Below are 25,735 nucleotides of genomic sequence, written 5' to 3' on the forward strand. Positions count from 1 at the left end.
CATTTCTCGATCGCCTAGCAAATCAGTAGCCTTACTAATAGGGTGGCTATGGGAAGTACCCCGGGCACGGCGATGAGTCGAGTCTCAAAGGAGAAGTGAGGACCCTATGACTGACGAACAATCCATTAAGAAGGTCACCGACATCATCAACGATTCGAAGATCGGGATGCTAACCACTGTGAACGAGACAGGGGCGCTGGTCAGCAGGCCGCTTGCCGTTCAGGAAGTCAAGGACGACGGCGACATGTGGTTCTTTACGGGCCTGGGAACCTCACAGGTTGCCCACGTTCGCCAGGACCCACGGGTTAACGTTTCCTTTGGCAAAAACACGGAATGGGTCTCTGTGGCCGGGACTGCAGAGGTCGTCACCGATCGGGAAAAGATCCATGAGCTGTGGAACCAGGTAGTTGAGGCGTGGTACCCCGATGGCCCCCACACTCCGGAGGTTTGCCTGCTTCGGGTTGACTCGGACTCGGCAGAGTATTGGACCAGCCCGGGCGGAACGGCCGCTACGGTCCTACAGTGGGTCAAGTCCAAGGTCACAAACTCCCGGTTCAGCGTGGGCGAGAGCGGCACCGTGGACCTATGACCCGCCGTGGTTGACATCCAACGGTTTCGGGTTCTTTTGGAGAGTGAACGGAACCGTAAACTCGAGCTGCTGAAGGCGCTGCGAAGCGACATCACCTCGGTGAGTCTTGCCCGTCAGGATTCCAATGTGGACGACGAGCACGATCCCGAGGGCAGCACCATCGCCTTCGAGCTTTCCCAGGCATCCGCCCTCATGGGACAAAGCCGGGTGGGCTTGGAACAGATCGAGGAGGCCCTGGCGAGGATCGAGGAGGGAACGTATGGGCAGTGCGCGGTGTGCGGCGTAGACATTCCCGAAGAAAGACTCGAGGTCAGGCCATGGACACCGTTCTGCGTCCACCATGCCTCGGGCAAGCGGGCTTGACGTACCAGGAAGGTGGTTCAGCTGGACATGCCCGGTGACACCGGGACGAATTCAATGCCCTGCTGGACCTTCTTCCTGGGGCCCCGGTCAAAGCCCTTGGCATCCAGATGGTTCGCCGCACGGTAGGCGGCCAGCGCGTCGTCGTAGATCTGGTTGAGCCGCTGCGCCGTGAAGATTTCCTCGGTCCCGTCGGAAAAAACCACGGACACCGCAGCGGTGGCGGGAAAGTGCCTCTTCATCCGGATGAATCCTTGGGCGTCCTGGTGTAGGGAGATCACGTGGCAACCGCGCTTTCAGTAGTGTTACCACCAGTTTGGCGTACTTGGGCCCCAATAGCAGCAACGGGCCGCTGCCCCCAAAGCTTCTGGTCGCCGTCCTTACGGAAGCGGTTCAGGGTTTGGGGTGGTTTCCGCGGTGCTGGCGTTGTCGGCTGGTGATCCTTGCTTCCGGCTGGCCAGCAGGAACGGTAGGGCAATGAGTTCAAGGACGCCGCCCATGGCTAATGATGCCGGGTAGCCGTAGAGGTCTGCGCCCCGGCCCAGCACTGGCTGGATGACGACGCCGCCGCTGGATCCCATCAGCGAATCAAAGCTCAGGACGGTGGCCCGTTGCTTCGACGGGATCATATCGTTCACGTACGCCTGCCGGACGGGCATGGCTGCCGAGCCCACAACGGCCCAGATGGCGAGCAGGACCAGAGCCACCCAGAAGACACGCGTCAATCCCAGGACCAGAAGGATGACGCAGCCTGCCAGGCAACCGACGATCAGCACAGTGGTGCGCTTATGGAACAGCCGCCTCGCGTGTGGGGCCAGCCAGCCGCCCAGGATCTGCGATCCCGCAACGATCGCAGCGGCCAGACCGGCTATTGAATAGGCCTTGGGGTCGCCAAACAAGTCCAGAAGGTACGGCTGCAGTGCGTAGAAGACGTAGAAACTGACGCCGGCCGTAAACGGGGCTGCCAACATCACGTACCGGACGGGCGGGTTCTTCAAACCGTTCTCGATTGATGCGGACAGAACCGCTCTGGTCGCGCGGAGAGGGTGCGTCGAACGCTCCGGCGAGAAGCCGACGTCGTGCATGAGCCCAAACGCAACAGCAAACATGGCGAGCAGCACCAGCACGCGCAGGAGGAACGGAACGCCAAGGTTGGTGGCTTGGGCTATCACCCCGCCCGCCACCGAGCCCACCAGCATCGCTACGCCCTGAACCATTTGCCCTCGGCCAAGTACGGATTCCAACCCGCCTTCGTAGCCGGAGAAGCGCAGTGCGTCGACGAGCCATGCCTCAACAGCGCCGGAGAAGAACGTAAAGCCCAGGCCCAGGAGAACCGAAACCACGGCCCACATCCAGAACGGCGCGGAGATCTGCCACATCACGAAGTACAAATAGGTGGAGACGCCCAACGTCACCGTGCCCAGGAGGAATGAGACGCGCCGCCCCCACCCATCGGCAATCACGCCCGTGGGAACTTCGAAAAGAACCATGCCTGCAGTGAAGAAGGCGTTGGCGGAAAACGCCTCCAGGTTGCTCAGGCCCGCATCCAGCAGGAAAAGGGTGTTGATGCCCCAGATGAAGGACGCCGCAACGGTATTGCCCAGCGTCAAGGTCAGGTAGACGCGCTGGATCTTTCGGGCGGCGTCATTGAGGGTGTCGCCGCCCTCACCCGTGCCAGGATGGACCACCAGCTAATTCTCGTCCCGTTGCCCTCACGCCGCCAGAGAAACCAGTGGTTGCGGGCTACTTTTCGTGACTCGTAGGGATGTCCTGGGAGGCTGCCCATTCGCTGACATCCCGGCGCTCAATGGCTGCCGCCATCATGTCCGGGAACAGATCCGGCGTGCACGCGAAGGCAGGAACACCGATCCCCGCAAGTGCTGCGGCGTGGCTGGAGTCGAAGGATGGGTGACCGCTGTCGCTCAAAGCCAGCAGGGCGATCATGGTGGTCCCGCCGCCCACAATGGAAGCGGCACGACGCAGCATCTCTTCTGCTATTCCACCTTCGTAGAGGTCGCTGATGAGCACAAGGATGGTCTCGGCGGGTTTGGTGATCTGGTCCTGGCAATAGGCGAGGGCCCGGTTGATGTCCGTGCCACCGCCCAGTTGCACGCCGAACAGCACGTCCACTGGATCGTCCAGGTCTTCGGTCAGATCCACCACTTCGGTGTCAAAGACCACCAACCGGGTACTTACTGACTTGAGTGAACTAAGGACCGCTCCAAAGACGCTGGAGTACACCACTGATTCGGCCATGGAGCCTGATTGGTCAATGCACAGAATGATCTCGCGCTGAATTTCGGTGCTGCGCCGTGCGTGTCCATGGAGCCGCTCGGGCACCACCGTCCGGTACTCGGGTTGATAGTGCTTAAGGTTGGCGGCAATGGTCCTGTTCCAGTCGATATCCCTATGCCGTGGACGGCGGGTCCGTGCTGAACGGTTGAGCGCCCCGGAGACTGCCTGAATTGTTTTGGCGCGCAGCCGTTCTTCCAGCTCTTTGGTGACCTGCCGAATGACCGATCTGGCTGTCTCCCGGGACTCCTCCGGAATCACCCGCCCCAGGCCCACCAAGGTGCTCACCAAACCGATGTCCGGTTGGACAGTTCGCAACATTTCCGGTTCCAGAAGCAACTGCCTCAAGCCGAGTCTGTCCATGGCATCGGCCTGCATGACCTGGACCACCGAGGAGGGAAAATAGCCGCGGATGTCGCCAAGCCATCGGGCCACCCGCGGACTGGACGAGCCTAGACCTCCGCGCCGGGCCGACCCGCCACCATAGAGTTCTTCCAAGGCCTCATCACGGCGGACATCATCGTCCGACAGTTGAACCGGCACCCCTTCCTCGGTTGAGATGCCGTCAGCATCATGCCCGCCCAGCACCAAACGCCAACGGCTCAACCGGTCACGCCCGGGCCCGGCGGAATCCGCCAGCGCGCCAGAGTCACCTGTCACAGCTGCATCGTTGCTCATGCGATTGCCTTCCATCCCAGAATTCTTGCCATGGTTTGCAGCGCAGGGCCGGCGTCGGACAGGTCAATGGGGGAGGAGTCTGCTGCGTAGCCGGTAGGACCGACCCGGCTTAACTGTTCGCCGATTTCGCGCCGCTCAGGCCTGCTGAAGGCGGAAAAAGTCCTCCGGATCAAGGGCAAAACGTCCTCGAAAACATCATCGTGTACGCCTTCCACCCACTCATCAACGATCTGCAGAAGCCGCCGATCATGGATGAGCAAGGTAGCGTCGCCGGACAGCAGGCCGTCCAACCATGCTGCGGCTTCCGTGGCGGGTGTAGCGATCGATAAGCGCCGGCTAAGGCGTGATGCTACGTCGTCTCCTTCCACCAGGCCCGCATCCAACAGGAGCCTGGTGGCCCGGCCCGCCACCGAGCCATGGATCGAGTCAGAGTTGGCCACGGACGAGAGGGCCGTATGCCAGTCATCCAGTGGCAGTTCCGGCAGTAAGCTCAAGCCATTCTGTGCAGAGTCGATCGCGCGGCGCATCACACCCGCGGCCTCATCATCAAGGCCGGCGCAGGCGGTGGGCAGTCCAACGCACGAGCGAATCACCGTGGCTTGCAGAATTTTCCCCACATCACTGACGTCTACTCCACGGACGTTGCCGTACCGGCATGTGCGGGCCAACGGCGCGATGGTTTCCAAGAGGGGAGCAACGTCCTGCTGCAGGGCGGTGCGTTCAGCCAAAGCGGACACGACGCCGGCAATTCCGTCGGGTAGCTCGGCCAGCAGACAGCTTTCCAGCAAGCTGCTGAGAACCGGCAGGCCTTCGGCTGCCTGCGCCTGTTCAGAGACAAAAGCAGCAGCGGCTGAGGCGACAGTGGTGCCATAACGGCTCGCTTCCACCAAGGAGACAGCCAACTCTGGTTTCCACAGCAAGGTCCATGCTTCTTTGAAGGTGCCGGAAGTCCTGCCGGCGTCCGTCAGCTGACCCCAGGCCACACCCAGCAGTTCCAGGCGGTGCAGGAGGACCGAACGGGCCAACTGGTTCGGCTTGCGCAGGTCCAGGACCATGACCTCTTCCATGGCACTGGGTTTCATGCGCAGCTTTCGCTGGGTAGCGGCGAGGTCCGCTGCCAACGGTAGGGTGGGCACGGAGTCCGGGACGTTCCCTAGCTCGCGACCAACAGTCAATTCGCGATGAACCAAGGCCAGCGGCAGCGGCGAACCATCGCACAGGACTGTCTGCGCGGCATCGTCCAGCTCCGGCAAGCCAGGGGTGGGCCGCCCACGAACAGCTGCCAACGCAGTAGCCATCCTGCTGGCCTCCACCACGGACGCCGTGGATGCATCCAGATTCTCTTTACGCAGCGCATGGGCTACCCGGACCAGCCACGTGGTGGCAACATCCTGCCCGGGGTCCTTGGCCATCCAATGCGCGAACAGGTGTTGGTACCAGCCCGGGGCAGTGACCCCTGCTCCGTATCCGCTGGCCAAGCTAAGCCTGTTCGATGTCCAGGGAACCCACGTGACAGCCACTTTGGCCTTCGGCAAACCGGCGAGGACTTTGTTGTCGGCGGAAACCGAAGGGAACCCCGACGGCACTAAGGCCGGTGCGTGATAGGCGCCGCACACCACGGCGATGCGTTCATGCCCTTCGCGCATGGCTGCCCGCAGGAAGCGTCGCATGGCAGCTTCCCGGCGGTTATTCTCCAGCACGTCAGGATGGTCCGCGGGACGCTGATCCATGGCCCGGATTTCCGTGATCGCCTCGATGAGAGCTTCAAAGCGCTCAACGGGGTCCGTGTTGCGGTGCTCCACGGAGTCTTCCCACCATCGTTCCGCGTCGCTGTAGCCCGCAGCTTCGGCCAACATGCCAATCGCATCGGGTCTGTACGCCTGCTGCGGGGCGGCCGGGGGGTTCTCCATGTCATCCGAAGGCTTACCGTCGACGGCGGCATATTCGCCGCCGTCGTCGGAAGTGGCAACTAATGGTTTTTCCTTCTCCGAAGCCGCCGAGGCTGGCTCCTGTGCGGTTCGTTCCTGTGCGGTTCGTTCCTGTGCGGCTCCTTCCTCTGCTGCTCGTTCCTCTGCTGCTCGGAGCGCGAACGTGTGGGCGGCGGGCAGGTCAATGGCACGCACGGGCTTACCCGTGGACAAGGCCCAGCGGATTGCCACCCACTCGGGCGAGAACGCGGCCATGGGGTAGAAGGACGCCAGGCGAGGCTCATCCACCGCATAGATCAGGCCTGCGACCGGGGGAAGCATGTCCGGGTCCGTGATCAGCGGGATGACCTGGTCAAGCTCCGGTGGCCCTTCCACCAGCACCACATCAGGCCGAAGGGTCGCAAGGGCTTCCGCGACGGAATGGGCCGAGCCCGGACCATGGTGCCGGATCCCCAGAACGTGGACGTCTGTCATCTTTCAGTTGGACGATTCGAGGTCGCGGCAGGCCCGGTACAGGTCTTTCCAGTCAGGCCGGTTCCGCACAACGGTCTCCAGATATTCCTGCCAGATCACACGGTCCTGCACAGGGTCCTTGATCACCGCGCCCACCAGACTGGCGGCTACATCCTCTGCCCGGACCGTGCCATCACCGAAGTGTGCTGCCAGGGACAACCCATTGGTCATCACGGAAATGGCCTCTGCTGTAGACAATGTGGCAGATGGGGACTTGATGGTGGTCCGCTGGTCCTGGGTCACCCCCGACCGAAGTTCGCGCATGACGGTAACCACTCGGCGGATCTCGGAAAGTGCAGCCAAATCGGCGGGCAGCTCCAATGACTCTCCCAAGCTACGAACACGGGTGGTCACGATCTCCACCTCCTGGTCGATGCTGTCCGGGAGCGGCAGGATCACCGTGTTGAACCGGCGGCGAAGTGCGGACGAGAGATCGTTGACGCCTTTATCGCGGTTGTTCGCGGTGGCGATCACGTTGAAGCCCTTCCGTGCCTGGACTTCCTCGTTGAGCTCAGGAATGGGCAACGTTTTCTCGCTGAGAATAGTGATGAGGGAGTCCTGCACGTCGGAAGGAATACGGGTCAGTTCTTCAACCCGCACAAGGCTTCCGGTCTCCATGGCGCGCATCACCGGGCCGGCAACCATGGCGGCGCGGGACGGGCCATCGGCCAGCAACCGGGCATAGTTCCAGCCGTACCGCAGAGCCTCTTCAGGGGTACCCGCAGTGCCCTGCACTACCAGCGTGGATGAACCGGAGATGGCTGCGGCGAGGTGTTCACCAAGCCAGGTCTTCGCGGTTCCCGGCACACCCAGCAACAGCAGGGCCCGGTCTGTGGCCAGTGACGCCACGGCGATTTCCACCAGGCGTTCCGAGCCAAGATACTTTGGGCTGATCTGAACACCGTTGGCCAACGTACCCCCCAGGATATAGGTGGTGACAGCCCAGGGAGAGAGCCGCCAGCTGGGTGGGCGGGGGCGGTCGTCAACAGCGTCCAAAGCGCTGAGTTCATCGGCGTACGCGTTTTCGGCGTGCGCGCGAAGAACCTCCGTGGCGTTCTGGGTATCGGTCATCGGAAAGCCTCCGTCAGGGATTGTTTGAATGATTGGTATTGGACAGCGTCGCGCAGCACACGGCGCCGGGAAGCGTCTTTGTCAGTCTGTGCCAAAAGCTGCCGGCAACGCTCGGTGACCTCCGGTGGAAGCGCGGTAGGCAGGCCTTCGGACAGGATGACGGCCAGACGGCCCCCATCCTTGCCGGAAATCACTGTCAATACCGCCTCTGCCAACGGCACGGACCACGGCTGCGGCAGGTCTTGCAGGAGTGGAGCCAGTGTCAGTGGCTCGTCACTGCTTTCCCGGACGTGGCGCTCGAGCCAATGTGCCCGCTCATCGGGAGGGAGGCAATCGAGCAGCCTCCTGTCTGTCAGGACCCCAAGAAGCGCACGGGCCCATTCAACATCGTTGCGGGCGGCAGTTGCAGCGATCATCGCGTTCAGGACGCGGGGCTCGTCCTGCAGCAGCGCAACGGTAGCCGGGCGGTTACGGCCTGTTACCGACGTCCACACGTCCAGCGGTGCCCCTCTGACGATGGCCTCCAACCGTGCCATCCGGTCCGGTTCGCCCTTGCGTGGGTCCGCTGGAACGCCGTCCCGCAGAGCCTCCTTGTCAGGGTCCGGGGGGAGGTCTATCTCCAGCCGTTTGCTCAGGAGCCCTTTGAGCTGCAGCAAAGGCTTCAGCCTGGCGGCCATCCGAGCAGCACGCGCACTTCCGGGAAGCTGGTCCAGGAGCCGGAGTGCCACGTCCCGTACGCCTTTTGCTTTGTCGTCCAAGGCCTTCTCCAGCAGAGCTTCGTCGTTGTCATGGAGGTTTCCGGCGAACAACGCCAGATTGCCTGCCCGTTCCCGGGCGCTGAGCGACGTCCAACACTCGCTAAGTTGTATGCGTGCAGCTGCTGGATCTCGGCCTCTCAGCGGTCCGTAGCCTGCCGCAGCATCAGAGCCGCGGAGGCCAGTACTTTGGGTTGCGGGCTCTTGAGAAGGCTGGCCTTTGATCTCCTGCATCCACCGGCCGCGGGTTCCAATTGCCGGTTCCATACGCCTGAAGACAATTGACTGAGTCTCAGCCAACGTCAGTAACGCCGGCAGCAGCCGGTGGGGGACCCGTCGTCGTGCTTCTTCAGCCAACGTCAGCCAATCCACTACCAGCTGGGTCCTCAGGCCAGGACCCACAGGTGCCTGGGTTAGCAAAAGTTCCAACAGCCGTGCGGCCTCTCCGCTGGCTTGTGGCACTGCGTCAGCAGGCGCCGGTGAAGGAAATCCTGCACTGGAGGCGGCAGAGGCTGTCCGCGTCGCCCGGGTCACAATGTCAGCCAGCGCGGCCTGATCCAACAGGGATTCCTCCCGGCTCAGTCCATCGGGTGCTTGAAATCCCAGCTCGGCGGGCGGTTGGGGGGCGTCGTGCCGTCCGGTACCCACCAGCGCTGCTGTTCGCAGCTCCGCCAACCACATCATGGGGTCACCACCCTTCCGTCAACCACCACGGTCAGGGGACGCACTCGACCTTCTTCCAGTTCACCAAAAATACTGGCAGCATGGCCACCGGTCAGTGCCAGCAACGAGTCGAGCGGGGCGTCCACCAATGGGAGTGCGTCGCCGTGCGGATCGTGCAGCCACCCGGTTCCCTCGGAATTGACCGTGACTTCGTCCAAAAGCACGGGAATCCTGGTCCGCCACGGTGAACGGGCAACAGCGGCAGACTCGTGCTCAAGGGCTTGCACAATACTGTGCCCCGTGCCGAGGCTTGAAGCCACGTCCAAGGGAGTGACAGGGCCCGTGAACATCCCGCGCTGCGGTGTTGTTCCGGGGTAACGGGCAACTGTGACATCAAGCAGAGCCCCGGCAAGTTGCGGCGCCGCCAAACCTTGGCCCTGCGCGGCGAAATCGAGGAGCACTACTACCGTTCCGTCCGGGCCTTGTATCCACGTTCGTTGTTGCTGCAGGCGTCCGTCATCGCTCCGGTGCGCTCCCAGAACCAGCCAAGGACCCGGCAGCGATTCAGTGCCCTGTACATCGGCAGACGCCGTGGCCCACCCGAGGGCAGCCTTGACGTCCGCGAATTCTTCCGGCGTGAGGTTGTCCCTGCCTGACCATGCCTTGGTTAAGGCCCACCAACGGCCCGCGTGGCGTAGAAGATGGTCAGCCCAGTCGGTCCTGCCGTGGACTTGGGAAGCCATGTCCCGTACCTGTTCGGCCAGACCAGGAAGCTGGGAGTCCACCAAACGTGCTGCAACGGCATCCCACCATGAATAGGGCTGGTTGCGGGCAGCGGCAAGTCCAGTGCGGACAAGGTCCGTCAGCCAGCGCGAAAAATCGTCGACCCCCGCGTCCATCAGGGCGAGTCTGGCGGTGAGACGCTTTGCCTGCGCTTCCGGATCGGCGGGCTGCACCGCATTCCGGCGTTCTTTGACCGTGGCGCGAACAGCCCGTTGGTCTGCCCACTCCTTAGCGAAATCAGCGGTCTCGGCTCCCGCCTCTGCCGCCTCGCCCCGTGCCCAGAGCAGGAGCAGAGCCAAGGCATGTTTGCACGGGAATTTTCGGCTGGGACACGAGCACCGGTAGGCGGGCGCCACAATGTCTACGCTCACTTGGTATGGCGTTTTTCCGCTGCCTTGGCACTTACCCCACACAAGGTCGTCGTTGCTGCCGCAGTCCGTCCACGGACCCGGATGCGCAAGCTTCCGTGCTGCTGCCAGTGAGGAGGAGTCCGGGGCCGCGTTAATGACTGTCTCTTCGCTCCAACGCCCCATGCCTCACATTCTGCCCGACGGCTCCGACACTATAGAACAGCGGTGAGGGTGTGGCGTCGGAACTGCCGGGAAGCCGGCACTCGGCTCCCCGGCACTGCCCTTCGCTCGCTAGGCCTGGTTACTGACCAAACCCGGCTCGGTTCGGACACCTTTACTCCGCTCCACAGCTAAAAGCGATGCGAAGAATTCACCGAGTTCGCTGGTCGCGGTCAGGGGCAGGACGTTGGCGACGTACTGATCAGGGCGGACCACAACCACCACTCCGTCACGGCTGAGGCCACGCAGCTCGAAGATGTCGTTGTTGGGGTCGGTGCCGAACACCTTTTCGAGGTAGGTCAGCCTGAAGGGTCCAACAGTAGGCTTAAAGGCCGCGGGTACCGCATTGATGTCCACCTTGGTGTGGTCCTGCTGGTAGACCACCTTCACGTCGAACCAGGCGTCGCGGTCAGCGTCCGACGGCGTCGCGGCCAGCGGCGAAGCAGGCGAGTTCGCGATCCACTCGGCAAAGTCAGCGACCGGGCCCGGCGCTCCTGCCTCTGCGGTGTCGGCGAAAACGTAGATGCGCCACCGGCCGTCCGCTTTGGCGTGGTGGCCCAGGTGCATGGGGTTGGTGTCGCAGACCCGAAGGACGGGCGCTGATTTGAAGCGCTTTCCTACGGGGAAGCCGGTGGCAAGGTCCTGGTACCGTGCGTCGGCAACCACCATCGAGGGCGCGTATTGGGTCATGAAACCGGCAGGGAACTCGGCAGTGCTGGTGTAAAAGGTTTCCAGTTCCGCCGGGTCTTCGAATTCCTCGGGTTTCTTGGCCATCAGCGTTGACCACTGCTTGTCGAAGTCAATGAGGTTCTTCGCCACCACTTGCCGTTCAGCCGAGTAGGTGTCCAAAAGAGATTCGGGGCTGCGGCCTTCCAGGACGTGGCCGAGTTTCCAGCCGATGTTGAAGCCGTCCTGCATGGACACGTTCATGCCTTGCCCGGCTTTGGCACTGTGGGTGTGACACGCATCTCCGGTGATGAACACCCTCGGGGTGCGGGTACCGCGGTCCTCCGGCAGAACGTCGTCGAACCTGTCCGTGAGCCGATGACCTACCTCGTAAACGCTATGCCAGGCGACGTTACGGACATCAAGAGTGTACGGGTGGAGGATGTCATTGGCTTTCTGAATGATCTGCTCAATGGTGGTCTTTCGCACCGCACCCTTGTCCTCAGGGTTGACTTCGCCCAGGTCCACATACATGCGGAACAGGTGCCCGCCCTCGCGCGGGATCAGCAGGATGCTGCCACCGGAGCCGGACTGGATGGCGCACTTGGTGCGGATGTCCGGGAAATCCGTCACTGCCAGCACATCCATGACACCCCATGCATGGTTCGCCTGATCGCCGGCCAGGTGACATCCGATCGACTCACGGACCTTGCTGCGGGCACCGTCAGCACCCACAACATACTTGGCACGGATGACCCGTTCCTGGCCTTCATTGGGTCCTGAGGTGTGACCCAAGGTCACCTCAACCGGGTAATCACCTTTGCTGGTGACGTTGAGGCCCTGAAACTCATAGCCATAGTCGGGCTTCATTCGTGTGGGGGAGTTGGCCATGAACTCCGCGAAGTAATCCAAGACACGGGCTTGGTTCACGATCAAGTGCGGGAACTCGCTGATCCCTGCCGGGTCATCCACGGCCCGGGCAGCCCGGACAATGCGGGAGTGATCGGCCGGGTCCGGTTTCCAGAACGCCATCTCCGTAATGCGGTAGGCCTCCGCGATAATTCGCTCGGCAAATCCGAACGCTTGGAACGTCTCCACGCTGCGGGCTTGGATGCCGTCCGCCTGACCGATGGCCAAACGCCCTGGACGGCGCTCAATAATGCGCGTAGTGATGTTCGGGAACTGCGAGAGCTGCGCCGCCGTGAGCATACCCGCGGGGCCAGTGCCCACAATCAAAACATCTACCTCGTCAGGAAGCTCGGCGGGACGATCGATCCCTACGCCGGCGGCCGGCTCAACTCGCGGGTCACCGGATACGTAACCGTGGTGATGAAACTGCACGGGCTTTCCTCACTTCTTTGTGGGCAATAACAGAGAACAATGTTCGATAATAGAACAACTTGTTCTATTATCGCTCACATAATCGTAATGCGGCTCACATCCCGGTTCAAGTCCCTGGCGTCTCTTCTGCCAGAACCTCGTGCTGCCTCCTGCGCATCAGGTCACGGGCATGTCAGGATCAGGTATGCCGCGACTGATGCTCTTGGACACTGCCTCTTTGTATTTCCGTGCCTTCTACGGCGTGCCAGATTCCATTCGCCGAGCCGATGGGACGCCTGTGAACGCAGTGCGGGGATTGATGGACATGATTGCCCGCCTCACTACCGACTACGAAGCCACGCACTTGGTGGCCTGTTGGGACAATGATTGGCGTCCGCAATGGCGCGTGGACCTCATCCCCAGCTACAAGCAGCACAGGGTGGCGGAGATTGTGCCCAACGGTCCGGATGTGGAGGTTGTTCCGGACCCTCTTGAGGCACAAATCCCGATGATCCGACACGTCCTGGACCTCGCCGGGATCGCCGTTGTGGGCGTCGACCAACACGAGGCCGACGACGTCATCGGAACCTACGCGAGCCACGCAACCATCCCGACGGACGTGGTCACCGGTGACCGGGACCTCTTCCAGCTTGTCGATGATGACCGAGAGGTCCGCGTCATTTACACAGCACGCGGTATGAAGAACCTGGAAGTTCTCACCGAAGTCGTCGTCGTGGGCAAGTACCGTGTCCTGCCCCAGCAGTACGCCGACTTCGCAACACTTCGCGGCGATGCCTCCGACGGCCTCCCCGGCGTCGCAGGCATCGGCGAAAAGACGGCTGCGTCGCTGCTTGCTGCCCATGGGTCGCTGGAGGGACTGCTTGAGGCTGCGGAAGCTCCCGACGGCGGTTTGTCGGCTACCGTGCAGGCCAAGCTGTCCGCGGCGGCTGACTATCTCAAGGTGGCGCCCGTCGTCGTGAATGTTGTGCGTGACTTGGACGTCCCGACACTTCAAGACGCTGGCGCTGAGCTGCGCCCCGTCACAGGAGACGCGCGGACAGAACTTGAGCAGTTGGCCACAGAATGGAACCTGGGTGGATCCGCCAAGAGACTGCTGGACGCTCTGGACCGTTTCCGATAGGGGCAATGTCCGATAGGAGCAACGTCCGATAGGGGCACCTCCGTTGGGTGCAACCCTCACAGACTCCCGTTCACTTTCACAGCCGAATGACAGGTTCAGAACAGCCTGGACTGTGGTGGGACTCCCATCGTGTTAAGAGGACGGAACCATTGACCGTCCCTCAGACACAAGCCGTACCAACGGCTCATTGAGGAGAGGCATATGTCAAAAACCAAGAGAATCACACTGGGACTTGCGGCCGGAGCTCTGGCACTGGGGGCAGGATTGGGTGCAACCAGCATCGCTACAGCTGCCACCACACCATCGCCCAGTGCCACGTCATCTGCGGACGCCACCACGCCGTCAGATCGCGGTGGTAGGCCCGGCGGTCACGGACACGGGCGGGACGGCGGCCAGATCGCCGCGGAACTGGCCACAAAGCTCGGCGTGGACGAAGCCAAAGTCGCTGAAGCCTTGAAAGCGTTCCGTGAGGCGAACAAGCCCACCACGCCTCCTGCAGAAGGAACGGAAGGAACCAAGCCGGACCGCGCAGCACAGGACGCTGCCCTGGCGAAGTCGCTCGCCGAATCGCTGGCTGTTGACGAATCCAAGGTCACCACAGCCCTGGAAGAGATCCGGGCCGCAGGCCAGGCAGAACGTTCCGCCGCCCTGAAGACCAAGCTCGACAAAGCGGTCACTGACGGCAAGCTGACGCAAGCCGAAGCTGACGCAGTAACCAAAGCAGTCGAAGCCGGGGTTATCGGAGGAGGTGGCCGCTAACGTCACAGAGAAGGAGATCTCGGCCAAGGGGTCCCAGGATATGAACCGGACTCGGATATGAACTGGATTCGGATATGAACTGGACCCCGAAAGCTGGACTTGCCCAGTAGGCAGGGATACCAGGAAGCGAGGGCCTGGGCACGGTATTGAGCCGTGCTCAGGCCCTTATTCTTTTACAAGATGCGGTCGTGGTGTCTGAGCGGACCTCAACCTGGCAGTTCCGCACTGGCGCATAAGAGGCAGCAAAGCTGTTTCGGTACTGGTGAACCTCCCTTGAGTATGACAGTCTGATCGGAGCCCACTAGGACGGCCCGAACGGTACCCACCAGCCGGACATGCCGAACCTAATGACGGCTTGAATGGTACCCACCTGTGAACGTTGATCCATCCAGTGTTGGATCGACGACGGGAGGGCCGGGATGGGGTCAAGAGTGGAGTTGTTCGCGCAGATTCGGAGGGATGCCCGGGTGGAGGGCGCGTCAATCCGGGAGCTTGCCCGCAGGCACCAGGTGGCGCGGAAAACCGTGCGTAAGGCGTTAAGTTCCCCGGTCCCGCCAGAGCGTAAAACTCCTGTACGGTCCTCGCCGCGGCTTGATCCTTATAAACCGACGATCGACGCCATGCTCGTCGAGGACACGACGGCGCCGAGGAAGCAGCGTCACACTGCCCGGAGGATTCTTGCCCGGCTCATCGAGGAGCATGGAGCGGACGAGTTGTCGTATTCGACGGTGCGTGACTACGTTCGGGTCCGCCGGGCGCAGATCGATGTGGAGGCCGGCCGCCGGGTTGAGGTATTTGTTCCTCAGGAGCACGCCCCGGGCGCGGAAGCGGAAGTGGACTTCGGTGAAGTCTGGATCGTGCTGGACGGGGTAAAGACGAAATGCCACATGTTCATCTTCCGGCTTTCTCACTCCGGCAAAGCCATCCACCGGATTTACCCCACCCAGGCCCAGGAAGCGTTTCTGGAAGGCCACGTCGAGGCGTTCAACGAGATCGGCGGCGTGCCGGTCAAACATATCCGCTATGACAACCTCACCAGTGCCGTCAGGGCCGTGGTGTTCGGTCAGGGGCGGAACCGCCTGGAGAATGACCGGTGGGTGTTGTTTCGCTCGTTCTATGGATTTGATGCCTTTTATTGCCAGCCAGGTCTTGCCGGCGCTCACGAGAAAGGCGGGGTCGAGGGCGAGGTGGGCTGGTTCCGCCGCAACCGGCTGACCCCGATGCCCGTGGCGAGGTCCCTTGATGAGCTCAACGACTGGATCCGGAGCCGGGAGGTTCAAGACGATCAGCGGCGGATTGATGGCAGGATCCGCACTATCGGCCAGGACTTCGCCGCCGAGCGCCCGTTCCTGGCACCGTTGCCGGCCGACGAGTTCGATCCCGGTCTGGTGTTGAACCCGAGAGTGGACCGGTCCTCAATGATCACCGTGCGGATGGTGAAGTACTCGGTGCCAGCACGGTTCATCGGTCGGCGGGTCCGGGTTTCATTGCGGGCATCCGAAGTTGTGGTGTTCGACGGCCGCGCGGTGGCGGCCCGGCACCAGCGGATTATTGCCAAGGGCGGGCAGTCGGTCCAGTTGGACCATTATCTGGAGGTCCTCAAGACCAAGCCCGGCGCTTTGCCTGGTTCCACTGCTTTGGCCAGGGCGCGGGAGTCGGGTGCTTTCACCAGCGCCCATGACGCCTTCTGGTCTGCCTCGCGCAGGGTCAACGGTGATGCCGCGGGGACCCGTGAACTGATTGACGTCCTGCTGCTGCACCGATCGATGGAAGCCGAAGACATCGAGGCAGGGATCACCGCAGCCCTTGGAGTAGGTGCCGTCAGTGCCGACGTCGTGGCGGTTGAAGGCCGCCGACATGCCTCCAGCATCCCTGCTGGTGGGTCCCGTCCTGACCGTCATCGCGGTGCTCATGCTGAAGCGAAAGTGCAACGAGTTGTCAGCCTGACCCAGCGCCGGCTGATGGACCCGGCGGCGGTCATCGCCGGGCTCCCTCCAGACAAGCGGCCGCTCCCGGCGATCAGCGCCTATGACGAGCTGCTGGCCAAACGCACCGAACACTCCGCAGGAACCGCGTCGAAGGAAAACATCTCATGAGCCCCACCGCACCGGCCACCACCATCACCCCAACCCTGCGACGGCGCCGCGGTCTGACTGAGCAGGCCGCGGTCGCGGCCGTGGACCAAGCATGCCGCCGATTGCGCCTGCCCACCATCCGGGCGGTTCTGGACGAAGCTCTGACCGTCGCGGGGAAGGAACAACTCTCTTACCAAGGCTTCCTGGCCGAGCTGCTGCTGGCCGAATGCGATGACCGGGACCGTCGCTCCTCAATCCGACGCGTCAAAGCCGCGAACTTTCCCCGGGATAAATGGCTCGGTGATTTCGATTTCGACGCGAACACGAACATCAACCCCGCTACCATCCATACCCTCGCTACCGGCGAATGGATTCGAAAAGGTGCACCGCTATGCCTGATCGGGGACTCCGGAACCGGCAAATCCCACCTGCTTATCGGGCTGGGCACCGCCGCGGCGGAGAAGGGATACCGGGTCAAATACACTTTGGCCACCCGGCTCGTGAACGAACTCGTCGAAGCCGCCGACGACAAAGTCCTCGCCAAGACCATCGCCAGATACGGCCGAGTGGACCTGCTCTGCATTGACGAGCTCGGCTATATGGAACTGGACCGGCGCGGCGCCGAACTCCTCTTCCAGGTCCTCACCGAACGCGAAGAGAAGAACTCCATCGCCATCGCTTCCAACGAGTCGTTCTCCGGCTGGACCAAGACATTCACCGACCCGCGCCTCTGCGCCGCGATCGTTGACCGGCTGACGTTCAACGGCACCATCATCGAAACCGGCACCGATTCCTACCGCCTCGCCCACAGCCTGACAAGGAACGCGCACTAAAAGGTAGCCGCGGCCGCCCGCCCCACGAACACATAGGTTGTCGTTGACCACTTCATGCCGCGCAACAGGACAGTTTGGAGACGTCAGTAGTGAAGGACTGGGCTGCTATCTTGATGCCTTCGGCCATGGTCAGATAGGGGCTCCAGAGATTCGCGACCTGATCAACGGTCATCCCGGCCTCCAGAATGTAAATCCCTGCGGCGGCGATGTCCCCGGCGTCCTTACCCACGACAGTGATCCCTACAATCCGACCCGTGTCCGCGTCGGCAACGATCTTGATGAAGCCGCGGGTATCACGGTTCACCAGCGCGCGAGGGATAAATTTGAGCGGCAGAACCCGGCACATGCACCGGATCCCTGCCTGGTTCGCTTCCTTGTCCGTCATCCCGACAGCGGCCAGGGCAGGGCTGGTAAACGTGACCCGGGGCAGGTGCCGGTAATCGACCTCACGCCCGGCACCCTCAAAGGCGTTCTCCACCATCAGGGCCCCGTGCGCGGCGGCGACATAAACGAACTCCGGGTGACCCGTCACATCACCCGCGGCCCAGATCCTCGGATTAGTACTGCGAAGGCTCCCGTCGACCAGGACTTCCCCGCGGTCCCCGGTTTCAACGCCGACCATGCAAAGGTTCAAATCCTCCGTGACCGGGCGCCGGCCTGTTGCCATGAGCAGGCGCGCGGCCCTGAATTCCTCGTTTCCTCCTGAGACGGAAGCATCCACGACCACGTCCCCCGACACCTCATCGGTCCGGACCGAGGACGCTGTCGCTCGACGGACGACCCGGATGCCCTCATCGGCGAAGACACCGGCGAGGGCATGCCCGGCTTCAGGCTCTTCGGCCGAGGCGAGCTTGGACCGGACCAGGATGGTCACCTCCGTGCCGAGCCGGGCGAAAAGCTGCGCCTGCTCCAGCGCCACATACCCGCCGCCCACCACCAGCATCGAAGCGGGAACGTCCTGCAGCTCCATCGCACTCGTGGACGTCAGATAATCCACCTCGTCCATTCCCGGCACTTCAGGGATCCAGGGGGTGGAGCCGGTCGCGACCAGGTAGTGTTCCGCGCTGACTGTCTCGGTGGTTCCGCCCGGGGCGGTTATGTTCAAAACCGGTGCGGCTGCGGTTCCGGCGAACACCGCCGTCCCCCGCTGCAGGTTCCATCCATAGCCCGCGGCGAGATCCACATACTTCTCTGACCGCATGGATTCGACCAGTGAGCGCTTCCCGGCGACCAGTTCGGGCATATCCACCGGCTCTGCCGAGGTGCTGATACCGGGGAACCGTCCGGAAGCATCGAGGGCGACATGGCGGGCTTCCGCGGCGGCCAGCAGGGCCTTGGACGGGATGCAGCCCGTGTTCACGCACGTGCCTCCCACAGTGCTGCGCTCCACCATCAACACCCGCTTGCCACGGCTGGTTGCCCGGATGGCCGCAGCGAAAGCAGCCCCGCCGGAACCGATAATGGCCAGGTCATAATCGAAAGATGCTGCCGACACGAGGGACTCCTGAAGATGGAAGGGAAGCAGCCGCCAGCACACCTGTTGCTCAACCGACCGCCATGTGCAGCCTTCAACCGAAGACCAGCTCTGCATCCCATTCTCAACCTTCCCCTACACTGGAATGTCAAGGAATCGCCGTCCTGGCCGCCTGCTAAGAAATGAGTTCATGATGCGTATCGGTGAGGCCGCGGCAGCGGCAGGGATGACAACCAAGACGCTGCGTTTCTACGAGGACAGCGGGCTTCTCCCGGCAGCGAAAAGATCCTCTAACGGCTACCGGGACTACCATGACGACTCCGTGGCCAGGCTCGAATTCATCCGCCGCGGACGGGCCGCAGGCCTCGCCCTGACCCAAATACGCGAAATTCTTAGCCTCCGTGACGCCGGAGAAGCCCCCTGCGCCCACGTCCAAGACCTTCTCTCCAACCAGCTGGCCGAACTGGACCACCAGATTTCTGAACTAATGGCGCTGCGATCCATCGTCGCCGGCCTTCACGCCACCGCCGCGTCCGGGACCGACGCAAGCTGCGATCCCGAACAAATCTGCAGCTACCTCTGACGCACTACTCCGCCAGACGCCAGCTTCCAACAACCGGGACCCCGGGTATCGTCCCAACCCGCGGCAGTGTTTTCACAGACCCAGAAACCACGCCAAGAACCCCTAGACACCCTCACAACATCATCCCCGGACGTCCGACGGGTGGGTACCGTTCGGGCCGTCCTAGTGGGCTCCGATCACGTTGACACAATCATCCCTTTCCGACCCCGACGGAGACGGCATGTTGAACGAGGCCTCACACTAGTACGGCCGGCCCTTTGCTCTGGCCCCTGTAACGACGGGGCAGGGGCACGCACTGCGCGCGGAACCGGGCGGACCCGACGCCGAGTTTTGTCGGGCTGCGCCGCCAGCGCGGGTATGTACCAACGGGCGCGGAGCTGTGCAGTGACCGCCGGGGTGTGCAGCGCCGGATGTGTCGCCCAACGCCCGGTTCTGCCGACGGGCGCCGGGCTGCGACGCAGCGCGGGAATGTGTCCACGGGCGCGGGACTGTGTCGCTGGCGTGGGGCTGTTGTGGGTTGGGTTTATGTTCGTTGGGGTGTGTGGTGGTGGTTGCGTCGGGGTTTTTGGTGGGGGTCGATGTGGGGTGGGGGGATGAACCAGGGGGCGCCGGTTGTCATGTCGATGCGCCATTGTTCTTTGTGGATGATGTGGTGGTGGTGGCTGCAGAGCAGGGTGCCGTTGTCTGTGCCTGTGGTGCCGCCGTGGGACCAGTAGGTGGTGTGGTGGGCTTCGCACCAGGGTGCGGGCATGGTGCAGTCGGGGAAGGTGCAGCCTTGGTCGCGGGCGGTGATGGCTTTGCGGATGTGGGGTGGGAAGATCCGGGTGGTGCGGCCGATGTCCAGGATTCGGGAGTCGCTGCCGAGTAGGACGGGGATGATGTCGGCGTCGCAGGCGATTTTGCGGATGGTGGTGGGGTGGATCGGGCCCAGGTACGTCGCTGTGCCTGTGCTGGGCCGGTACCGCGGAGCGCCGGTGCCGGGTTGGTTGGGCGTGTTTGGCTGGTTCGGGGCCGTGGCGGAGCCGCTGGATTGGTCGGCTTGGCGGGTTGTTCTATTTTGGGCTGCGTGGCCGGGCCCGGTGAGCTGGGTGAAGAGGTCGCGGTGGTCGATGGTGACGGTGAGTTGGGGTCGGAGGCCGCCGTTGGAGGGCAGCTTGCCGGTGCTCATTGCGACACTGCAGGCACCGACGAGGCCGTTGAGGAGTTTCTGGGCCCTCGAACGCCGGTCCAGGTCCGGGCCGTCAGCGGTGTCCTTACCAGCTGAGTGTGTGGAAGCCGGGCTGAAGACTGCTGATGCGTGCACGGGTGATGCGTGCGGTGTTGATGCGTGCATGGGTGATGCGTGTGGTCCGTGACCGTGCGAGGTTTCGTTGGCTCGTCCGTGACCGGCACCGGTAATGGGGGAGCTGGCGGGTGCTGTGTCGGGTGGTGCGGTGGTGAGGCGTGGGTTGGTGGCGGTGTTCATGGTGGTGGTGAGGGTTTCGTATTGTTCGTCGGTGGCGAAGATTTCGATGTGGTGGAGTCCGTAGCGGCGTCGGCGGCGTAGGAACGCGCCTTGGTGTTGGCGGAGTGCTTCTTCGGTGGGTTCGGGGCCGTCGTGGTCTATCAGGTCGGTCCAGCGTCGGGCCATTTTGGTGACGAAGTCCGGGTCGGTTTCGATGGCGGTGGCGGTGAGGGCGTGTTCCATCCGGGTGAGCATTTCTTCATCGGCGAGGTGCCGGACTTTGTCCAGGGCGGTGCTGATGATCGACGCCGAGCGTGAGGGCAGCTCTCCGGAGGCGAGGGCGTCGGCGAGGGCTTCGCGGCGGGCCGGGACGTCCTGGCCGGTCCTCCCGGTTTGGGGGAGGGCATCGGTGGCGAGGGCGAGCCTGCGCCGGGCCTCAGCGATACCGATCCGCAACCGGGCCCGAAGGAACTCCGCCGTGTTCCGGTACCCATCATCCACGACGCTGGCAGGAGCTGTGACCTTCGAATCCGGGACGTGTTCGGTCCAGCCGGTCCGCCATTCCGGCGCGGCCGCTGACGCCCCCGGCCGAGCTTGCAGTGCTTGTTTCCGGGACCGTTCCACCGCCCGTGCAGCAACAACTTGCAAGTACTCCAGGTTTCGGGAGATCTCCTCGACCCTGCCCGCGAAATCAGCCGCCTCAACAAACCCCAACAACCGCACCTCATCGGCCGCTATTGATCGCAGCGCATCAGTTGCGGCAGCACCCTCAAGGAGCGCGGCCTCCAGGACCGCCGCACCGGCCGCCGCGGACTCCGCGGACAACCCGGCCGCTGGTTTGCCTGTCGGGGTGTATTCCCCGCGCCCGGACGACTGCTTGTGCAGCAACCCGGGTACAGGTTCTTCTGTCAGGGTGGATTCCCCGCGCCCGGACGACTGCTTGAGCAACAACCCGGGCACTTCTTCCGGCCCCGGTTCCCCAAGCCCATGCAACGATTCGAATCCAAGAAGCAGCCCAGCGTTCCAAGAGGGATCAGCGGCGGGTCCTGCCGCCGTCGAGGGCTTGCGCACCGATGGCCGGGAAAGCATGTCCGAGGAAACGGGGGAGACAATTCCAGGCACCTCGCCGGCGCCGGGGGAACCGTCCCGCCGCGCCACGACCTGCCCAATGCCTTCCATAACCCAACCCTGTCACGAAGGCTTCACCACCATCAGACCCAATCGACGCTATGTGGAAAACCCCACCACTGCTCACACCAGAGGTCCTCGTTTGGTAGCCGATCGCGGAAAACCTGGTGATCAGATGCCTATAGGGTCGGCAGCGAAAGGGCAGGTTCAGGTCGGTGGACGCCCCGGGGCCGATATCCGAGCGTTCCAGCGCAGCCAAGAAGGTCGGCCAGGTACCAGATGATTGCCAGCCACATCTCCGTTCCCTGCAGCGTGGGGACGTTCCCGTCTCCGGTTGAGGGTTCAGCACTAAAGGCCATCCCCTCGCCGGGCACCCACCGTTCAAGTGCCTGCCCGAGCTGAGTCCGTGCCCAATTCCGGGCATCCTCCCGGCGGTGCGTGGTCTGCTTGAGCGCCAGCCACAGTGGGTGCACCACGTCCAGGACGTTGCAGGCGTTCTGCCGGCCGGGGGAGAAGTATCGTGGGTCCGCGGCGTGCTCCAGAACAGTGTCTACCAGCCGCTCAACGTGAGGAATCGGTACGCCGAATTGGGCGAAGGTGCCGCGCGTCAGTCGGTAGTAACCGTTGACTACCTCCAATCGATTGTCGTCCGTTGGGGTGACCCATGTTCCCGAGGCGGAACTGACCCTAGTCAGCAACCAACCGAAGAGAGCCTCGAGGGAACCCGTGGCATTGGGATGGGATTGCGCGAGGTTCCAATACGCAGCCGTCCCCCATGCGTCCACCCAAGCACCGGATCCCCATGCTTCGTTACGCCACGGGAGAGTATCCAGGGAAGACCTTACCGCTGCCGGATCCATGTCAGCTATGGCGTGGATCGGATGCTCGAAGCGACTTCCGATGAGGTCCAGGGCATAACCGACAGAAAGCACATGGTAGGTGGCAGGACCGGCGCCGAAGGTGATTGTTGAATCCCCGTGGACGTCGGACCCGAACTCTGGAACCAGGCCCGTGACGGGATCTTGGAGCTTCCGGAGCCGCGCCATGTGTTCGTCCCGTGACAGTTGCGGAGGGACAGAACCCAGCAGCAAGTCCGCGATTTCAATCGCGTCGCAATGGGCCCTGACGGTCGGCTCAGCACCTGGCTGGTCGCGGTAAGCGCCGCCTGCTTCAGAGGTCCAACTCCGCCCAAGAAGGGCTGATGCATCGGCGCGTGCAGCGTTGGCGAAGGCAGCCAGCTCAGCCATCAAGGCGTCGTCGGACGGCGCCTCAACAGCCGTAGCCGGGATTGTTGCCTCTCGCCGGTCCCTGATCCGGCGCGCAGGGTTTCCACCCACAATCGACCATTCCGGCACATCCTTGGTTACCACCGCTCCTGCGGCCAGCACTGCGTGCGAGCCCACAGTAACGCCGTCAAGAACCACAACATTCGAACCGATCCAGACATCGTCCCCTATGGTGATGCCCTTACTCGTGAGTGGCTGCTTAAACACAGGCTCGGAAGCATCCATGGAGTGGTTGAAACCGAGGATGGACGTGTGGGCACCGATCCGCACGCCGTCGCCCATGGTGACGTTGCCTCTGACTACGCTGAAAGCATTGACGGTGCAATCATCGCCCAGGGTGATGGCGCCTGTGATGAAAGCGTAGGCCGCGATGAAAGAATCAGCACCGATGGAGAGCGTGTCGGGATCCACGTTCGCCAAGGGGGACAGGAAGGCCCGCTCGCCAATTTTGACTCCAGCACGTTTAACCAAACGTTTGTGGTGGGCGTCCTGCGCCTGGCGTTCAGCTTCCGAAGCAGAACTCCAGAAGGTCCACGGTGAGTAGTCATAGTTGAGGCCGTGCTGAGGATTCACGTTGATGTCTCCATGGTGGGGCGAAGCTGGAAAGCGCTTCCCCCATTATTCGCGGCTACAGGAGGGCGGTCAATGCGGCGTCGGTAAACGATCAGCCTCGATCCCTCCGGATGTCCACACTTCTTGTCAGTAACCCATTCACTTCTAGTGAATGTCCCGGACAAGCCCCGAGTTATCAGTGCCATTGAGAGTCGTCGCTGCCCAGCTTGCCAGCAATTTCAAAGCGTCGTCCGTGCCGGTGCCGGGCTCGGCGTTGTAAACCGTCAAGGTCAAACCAGCATCGGCAGACAGGTCGAGGGCTTCGTACAGCAAGTGAAGGTCGCCCACTATTCGGTGGCGGAAATGCTTTTTCCCGGAGTAGTGCTGGCGGACATTGTGCGATGCCCAGCGGACCCGGAACTCCTCGCTGCGGGTGGAAAGCTCGCCCACCAAGTCGCTGAGGCCGCGGTCGTAGGGATCCTTGCCGGCTTCGGTCCGCATAATTGCCACGGTGTCGTTTGCGGCACGTTCCCAATCCGTGTAGAAATCGTGGCTGCGAGGGTCCAGGAACAGGAATCGTGCATGGTTTGGTGGTCCGGAGGGGCTGTCGTAAATGTCGGCATACAAAGCCCGGCCCAGGGCGTTCGTTGCCAAGAGGTCCAAGCGACCGTTGCGGATGAAAGCGGGCGAGCCGCTAATCGCATCCAAGGTGAGTTGTACGCCCGGCCGGATGGCCTGCTTCCGGACCGGTCGACGGCGGGACTTGCCGCCGTCGCTCGCCGCCCGGGCGAGATCGTAGAGGTGGGCTCGTTCGGCGTCGTCGAGTTGGAGTGCGTTCGCCAGGGATTCCAGCACGCTCTCCGAGACCCCCGCGAGGTTTCCCCGCTCAAGTCGGGTGTAGTACTCCACGCTTACGCCGGCCAGCATGGCCACCTCGCCGCGACGTAGGCCCGGTACACGGCGGTTGCCGCCATAGACGGTCAGTCCCGCTTGCTCGGGCGCGATCTTCGCCCTCCGGGTGGAGAGGAAGTCGCGCGTCTCGGTCCGATTGTCCATGCTTCAACGGTAAATCCTTTGGCCCGCTGAGGGAGTCCCTGTCATTACCCCTAACAGCAGTGACTCCTTCCTCTCAGGGAATCAGGGTTAGATAGAGATATCCAACAAAGTGAACCACGCAGGAGAAACATGCCTACCGCTAACGCTTACGCTGCCCCCTCGGCCACGGGCGACCTGACCCTGACCACCATTGAACGTCGCGAGGTCGGCCCCAACGACGTCCACATCGACATCAAGTTTGCGGGTATCTGCCACTCTGACATCCACACGGTCCGCGGTGACTGGGGCCCGCAGCAGTACCCTCTGGCCCCTGGTCACGAAATCGCCGGAATTGTCACCGAGGTCGGCTCGGACGTCACCAAGCACAAGGTGGGTGACCGTGTTGGCGTCGGCTGCATGGTGAACTCCTGCAAGGAGTGCAAGAACTGCCTGGCCGGAGAGGAACAGTATTGCCTCAAGGGCAATGTGGGCACCTACGGTGCTGTTGACCGTGACGGCACCATCACCCAGGGCGGCTACTCCAGCAACGTCGTGGTGAATGAAGACTTCGTGGTCACCATTCCGGAAGGTTTGGACCTTGACGTCGCCGCTCCGCTGTTGTGCGCCGGCATCACCACCTACTCGCCCCTGCACCACTGGGGTGCCGGCCCCGGCAAGAAGGTTGCCGTGGTGGGTCTAGGTGGACTCGGCCACATGGCAGTGAAGATTGCCGACGCCATGGGTGCTGAGGTCACCGTGCTGTCGCAGTCGCTGAAGAAGATGGAAGACGGCTTGAAGCTCGGCGCCGACCACTACTACGCCACCAGCGATCCCTCCACGTTCGAGGAACTTGCGGGCACCTTCGACCTCATCATCAACACCGTGAGCGCCTCCATCGACATCAGCGCGTACCTGCAGTTGCTGACTCTCGACGGCACGTTGGTCAACGTTGGCGCACCGGCCGAACCCCTGCCCGTCAACGTTTTCTCGCTGATCACGGGTCGTCGACGCTTTGCCGGTTCCGCAATCGGTGGTATCCGCGAAACTCAGGAAATGTTGAACTTCTGCGCGGAGCACGGCCTCGGCGCAGAGATCGAGGTCATCCCGGCCAGCAAGATCAACGACGCTTACGAGCGCGTCCTTGCCTCGGACGTCCGCTACCGCTTTGTCATTGACGCCTCCACTATCGGCTAGAGTCGCTGCACCATAAAGGTGCCGCACCATAGAGGCGCCGCACC

Annotated in this window: 20 protein-coding genes; 8 read left to right on the forward strand and 12 right to left on the reverse strand. The window is 62.7% G+C overall.

Features of this window, described 5'->3' with window-relative positions; genetic code table 11:
• Positions 1-106: 106 nt before the first annotated feature.
• Both LDN70_RS10375 and LDN70_RS10380 read left to right on the forward strand, forming a co-directional pair.
• The gene (locus LDN70_RS10375) at positions 107-589 is read left to right on the forward strand and encodes a pyridoxamine 5'-phosphate oxidase family protein (RefSeq protein WP_223942542.1); all 483 of its coding nucleotides are present in this window, start codon (positions 107-109) and stop codon (positions 587-589) included.
• Positions 590-595: 6 nt separating this feature from the next.
• Positions 596-952 (forward strand): TraR/DksA family transcriptional regulator, encoded by a 357-nt coding sequence (locus tag LDN70_RS10380; RefSeq protein ID WP_142939306.1) that lies wholly within the window; start codon positions 596-598, stop codon positions 950-952.
• Between the two features lie 17 nt (positions 953-969).
• Here the strand turns inward: LDN70_RS10380 and LDN70_RS10385 are convergent, their stop codons facing one another.
• From LDN70_RS10385 to LDN70_RS10420, 8 genes are all read right to left on the reverse strand, one after another.
• Positions 970-1,230 (reverse strand): hypothetical protein, encoded by a 261-nt coding sequence (locus LDN70_RS10385; RefSeq protein WP_142939305.1) that lies wholly within the window; start codon positions 1,228-1,230, stop codon positions 970-972.
• Positions 1,231-1,329: 99 nt separating this feature from the next.
• Positions 1,330-2,637 carry an MFS transporter gene (locus tag LDN70_RS10390; RefSeq protein ID WP_166842121.1) on the reverse strand — a complete coding sequence of 436 codons (1,308 nt, stop codon included), beginning with the start codon at positions 2,635-2,637 and terminating at the stop codon, positions 1,330-1,332.
• A gap of 55 nt (positions 2,638-2,692) precedes the next feature.
• Positions 2,693-3,919 (reverse strand): VWA domain-containing protein, encoded by a 1,227-nt coding sequence (locus LDN70_RS10395; protein ID WP_223942543.1) that lies wholly within the window; start codon positions 3,917-3,919, stop codon positions 2,693-2,695.
• Positions 3,916-6,321: a DUF5682 family protein gene (locus LDN70_RS10400; RefSeq protein ID WP_223942544.1), complete on the reverse strand. Its 2,406-nt coding sequence runs from the start codon at positions 6,319-6,321 to the stop codon at positions 3,916-3,918. The genes LDN70_RS10395 and LDN70_RS10400 overlap by 4 nt, the downstream gene beginning before the upstream one ends.
• 3 nt (positions 6,322-6,324) lie before the next feature.
• Positions 6,325-7,431: an ATP-binding protein gene (locus tag LDN70_RS10405; protein ID WP_142939301.1), complete on the reverse strand. Its 1,107-nt coding sequence runs from the start codon at positions 7,429-7,431 to the stop codon at positions 6,325-6,327.
• Positions 7,428-8,870 carry a DUF5691 domain-containing protein gene (locus LDN70_RS10410; protein WP_142939300.1) on the reverse strand — a complete coding sequence of 481 codons (1,443 nt, stop codon included), beginning with the start codon at positions 8,868-8,870 and terminating at the stop codon, positions 7,428-7,430. Before LDN70_RS10410 ends, LDN70_RS10405 begins: the two co-directional genes overlap by 4 nt.
• Entirely contained in the window at positions 8,867-10,165 is a 1,299-nt protein-coding gene (locus LDN70_RS10415; protein WP_223942545.1) for an SWIM zinc finger family protein, read from the reverse strand. The genes LDN70_RS10410 and LDN70_RS10415 overlap by 4 nt, the downstream gene beginning before the upstream one ends.
• A gap of 108 nt (positions 10,166-10,273) precedes the next feature.
• Positions 10,274-12,208 (reverse strand): FAD-binding monooxygenase, encoded by a 1,935-nt coding sequence (locus tag LDN70_RS10420; protein WP_223942546.1) that lies wholly within the window; start codon positions 12,206-12,208, stop codon positions 10,274-10,276.
• A 169-nt stretch (positions 12,209-12,377) separates the two neighbouring features.
• Between LDN70_RS10420 and LDN70_RS10425 the strand changes: the two genes are divergently transcribed.
• The 4 genes from LDN70_RS10425 (at position 12,378) to istB (ending at position 16,995) form a co-directional block, all read left to right on the forward strand.
• Entirely contained in the window at positions 12,378-13,328 is a 951-nt protein-coding gene (locus LDN70_RS10425; RefSeq protein WP_223942547.1) for a 5'-3' exonuclease, read from the forward strand.
• 201 nt (positions 13,329-13,529) lie between these two features.
• Positions 13,530-14,087, forward strand: a complete 558-nt coding sequence (locus tag LDN70_RS10430) for a hypothetical protein (protein WP_166842127.1) — start codon at positions 13,530-13,532, stop codon at positions 14,085-14,087.
• 419 nt (positions 14,088-14,506) lie between these two features.
• The gene (istA, locus tag LDN70_RS10435; protein ID WP_011691636.1) at positions 14,507-16,183 is read left to right on the forward strand and encodes an IS21 family transposase; all 1,677 of its coding nucleotides are present in this window, start codon (positions 14,507-14,509) and stop codon (positions 16,181-16,183) included.
• Positions 16,180-16,995, forward strand: a complete 816-nt coding sequence (gene istB, locus LDN70_RS10440; protein ID WP_011691635.1) for an IS21-like element helper ATPase IstB — start codon at positions 16,180-16,182, stop codon at positions 16,993-16,995. Before istA ends, istB begins: the two co-directional genes overlap by 4 nt.
• A 52-nt stretch (positions 16,996-17,047) precedes the next feature.
• Here the strand turns inward: istB and merA are convergent, their stop codons facing one another.
• Positions 17,048-18,490 (reverse strand): mercury(II) reductase, encoded by a 1,443-nt coding sequence (gene merA / locus LDN70_RS10445; RefSeq protein WP_011691634.1) that lies wholly within the window; start codon positions 18,488-18,490, stop codon positions 17,048-17,050.
• Between the two features lie 172 nt (positions 18,491-18,662).
• Here merA and LDN70_RS10450 point away from each other — a divergent pair, with 172 nt between their 5' ends.
• Positions 18,663-19,052 (forward strand): heavy metal-responsive transcriptional regulator, encoded by a 390-nt coding sequence (locus LDN70_RS10450; RefSeq protein ID WP_031216440.1) that lies wholly within the window; start codon positions 18,663-18,665, stop codon positions 19,050-19,052.
• Positions 19,053-19,575: 523 nt separating this feature from the next.
• Here LDN70_RS10450 and LDN70_RS10455 read toward each other — a convergent pair.
• The 3 genes from LDN70_RS10455 to LDN70_RS10465 all read right to left on the reverse strand — a co-directional run bounded on the left by LDN70_RS10455 (position 19,576) and on the right by LDN70_RS10465 (position 24,518).
• Entirely contained in the window at positions 19,576-21,675 is a 2,100-nt protein-coding gene (locus tag LDN70_RS10455; RefSeq protein ID WP_223942548.1) for an HNH endonuclease signature motif containing protein, read from the reverse strand.
• A gap of 128 nt (positions 21,676-21,803) precedes the next feature.
• Complete coding sequence (locus LDN70_RS10460; RefSeq protein WP_223942549.1) at positions 21,804-23,483, reverse strand: acyltransferase; 1,680 nt, start codon at positions 23,481-23,483, stop codon at positions 21,804-21,806.
• A 144-nt stretch (positions 23,484-23,627) separates the two neighbouring features.
• On the reverse strand, positions 23,628-24,518 hold the full coding sequence (locus LDN70_RS10465; protein ID WP_223942550.1) for a helix-turn-helix transcriptional regulator: 891 nt from the start codon (positions 24,516-24,518) through the stop codon (positions 23,628-23,630).
• Positions 24,519-24,647: 129 nt separating this feature from the next.
• Here LDN70_RS10465 and LDN70_RS10470 point away from each other — a divergent pair, with 129 nt between their 5' ends.
• Positions 24,648-25,691 (forward strand): NAD(P)-dependent alcohol dehydrogenase, encoded by a 1,044-nt coding sequence (locus LDN70_RS10470; RefSeq protein WP_142939292.1) that lies wholly within the window; start codon positions 24,648-24,650, stop codon positions 25,689-25,691.
• Positions 25,692-25,735 lie beyond the last annotated feature (44 nt).

It is taken from the genome of Arthrobacter sp. StoSoilB22 (genome assembly GCF_019977315.1).
In the GTDB taxonomy this organism is placed as follows: domain Bacteria; phylum Actinomycetota; class Actinomycetes; order Actinomycetales; family Micrococcaceae; genus Arthrobacter.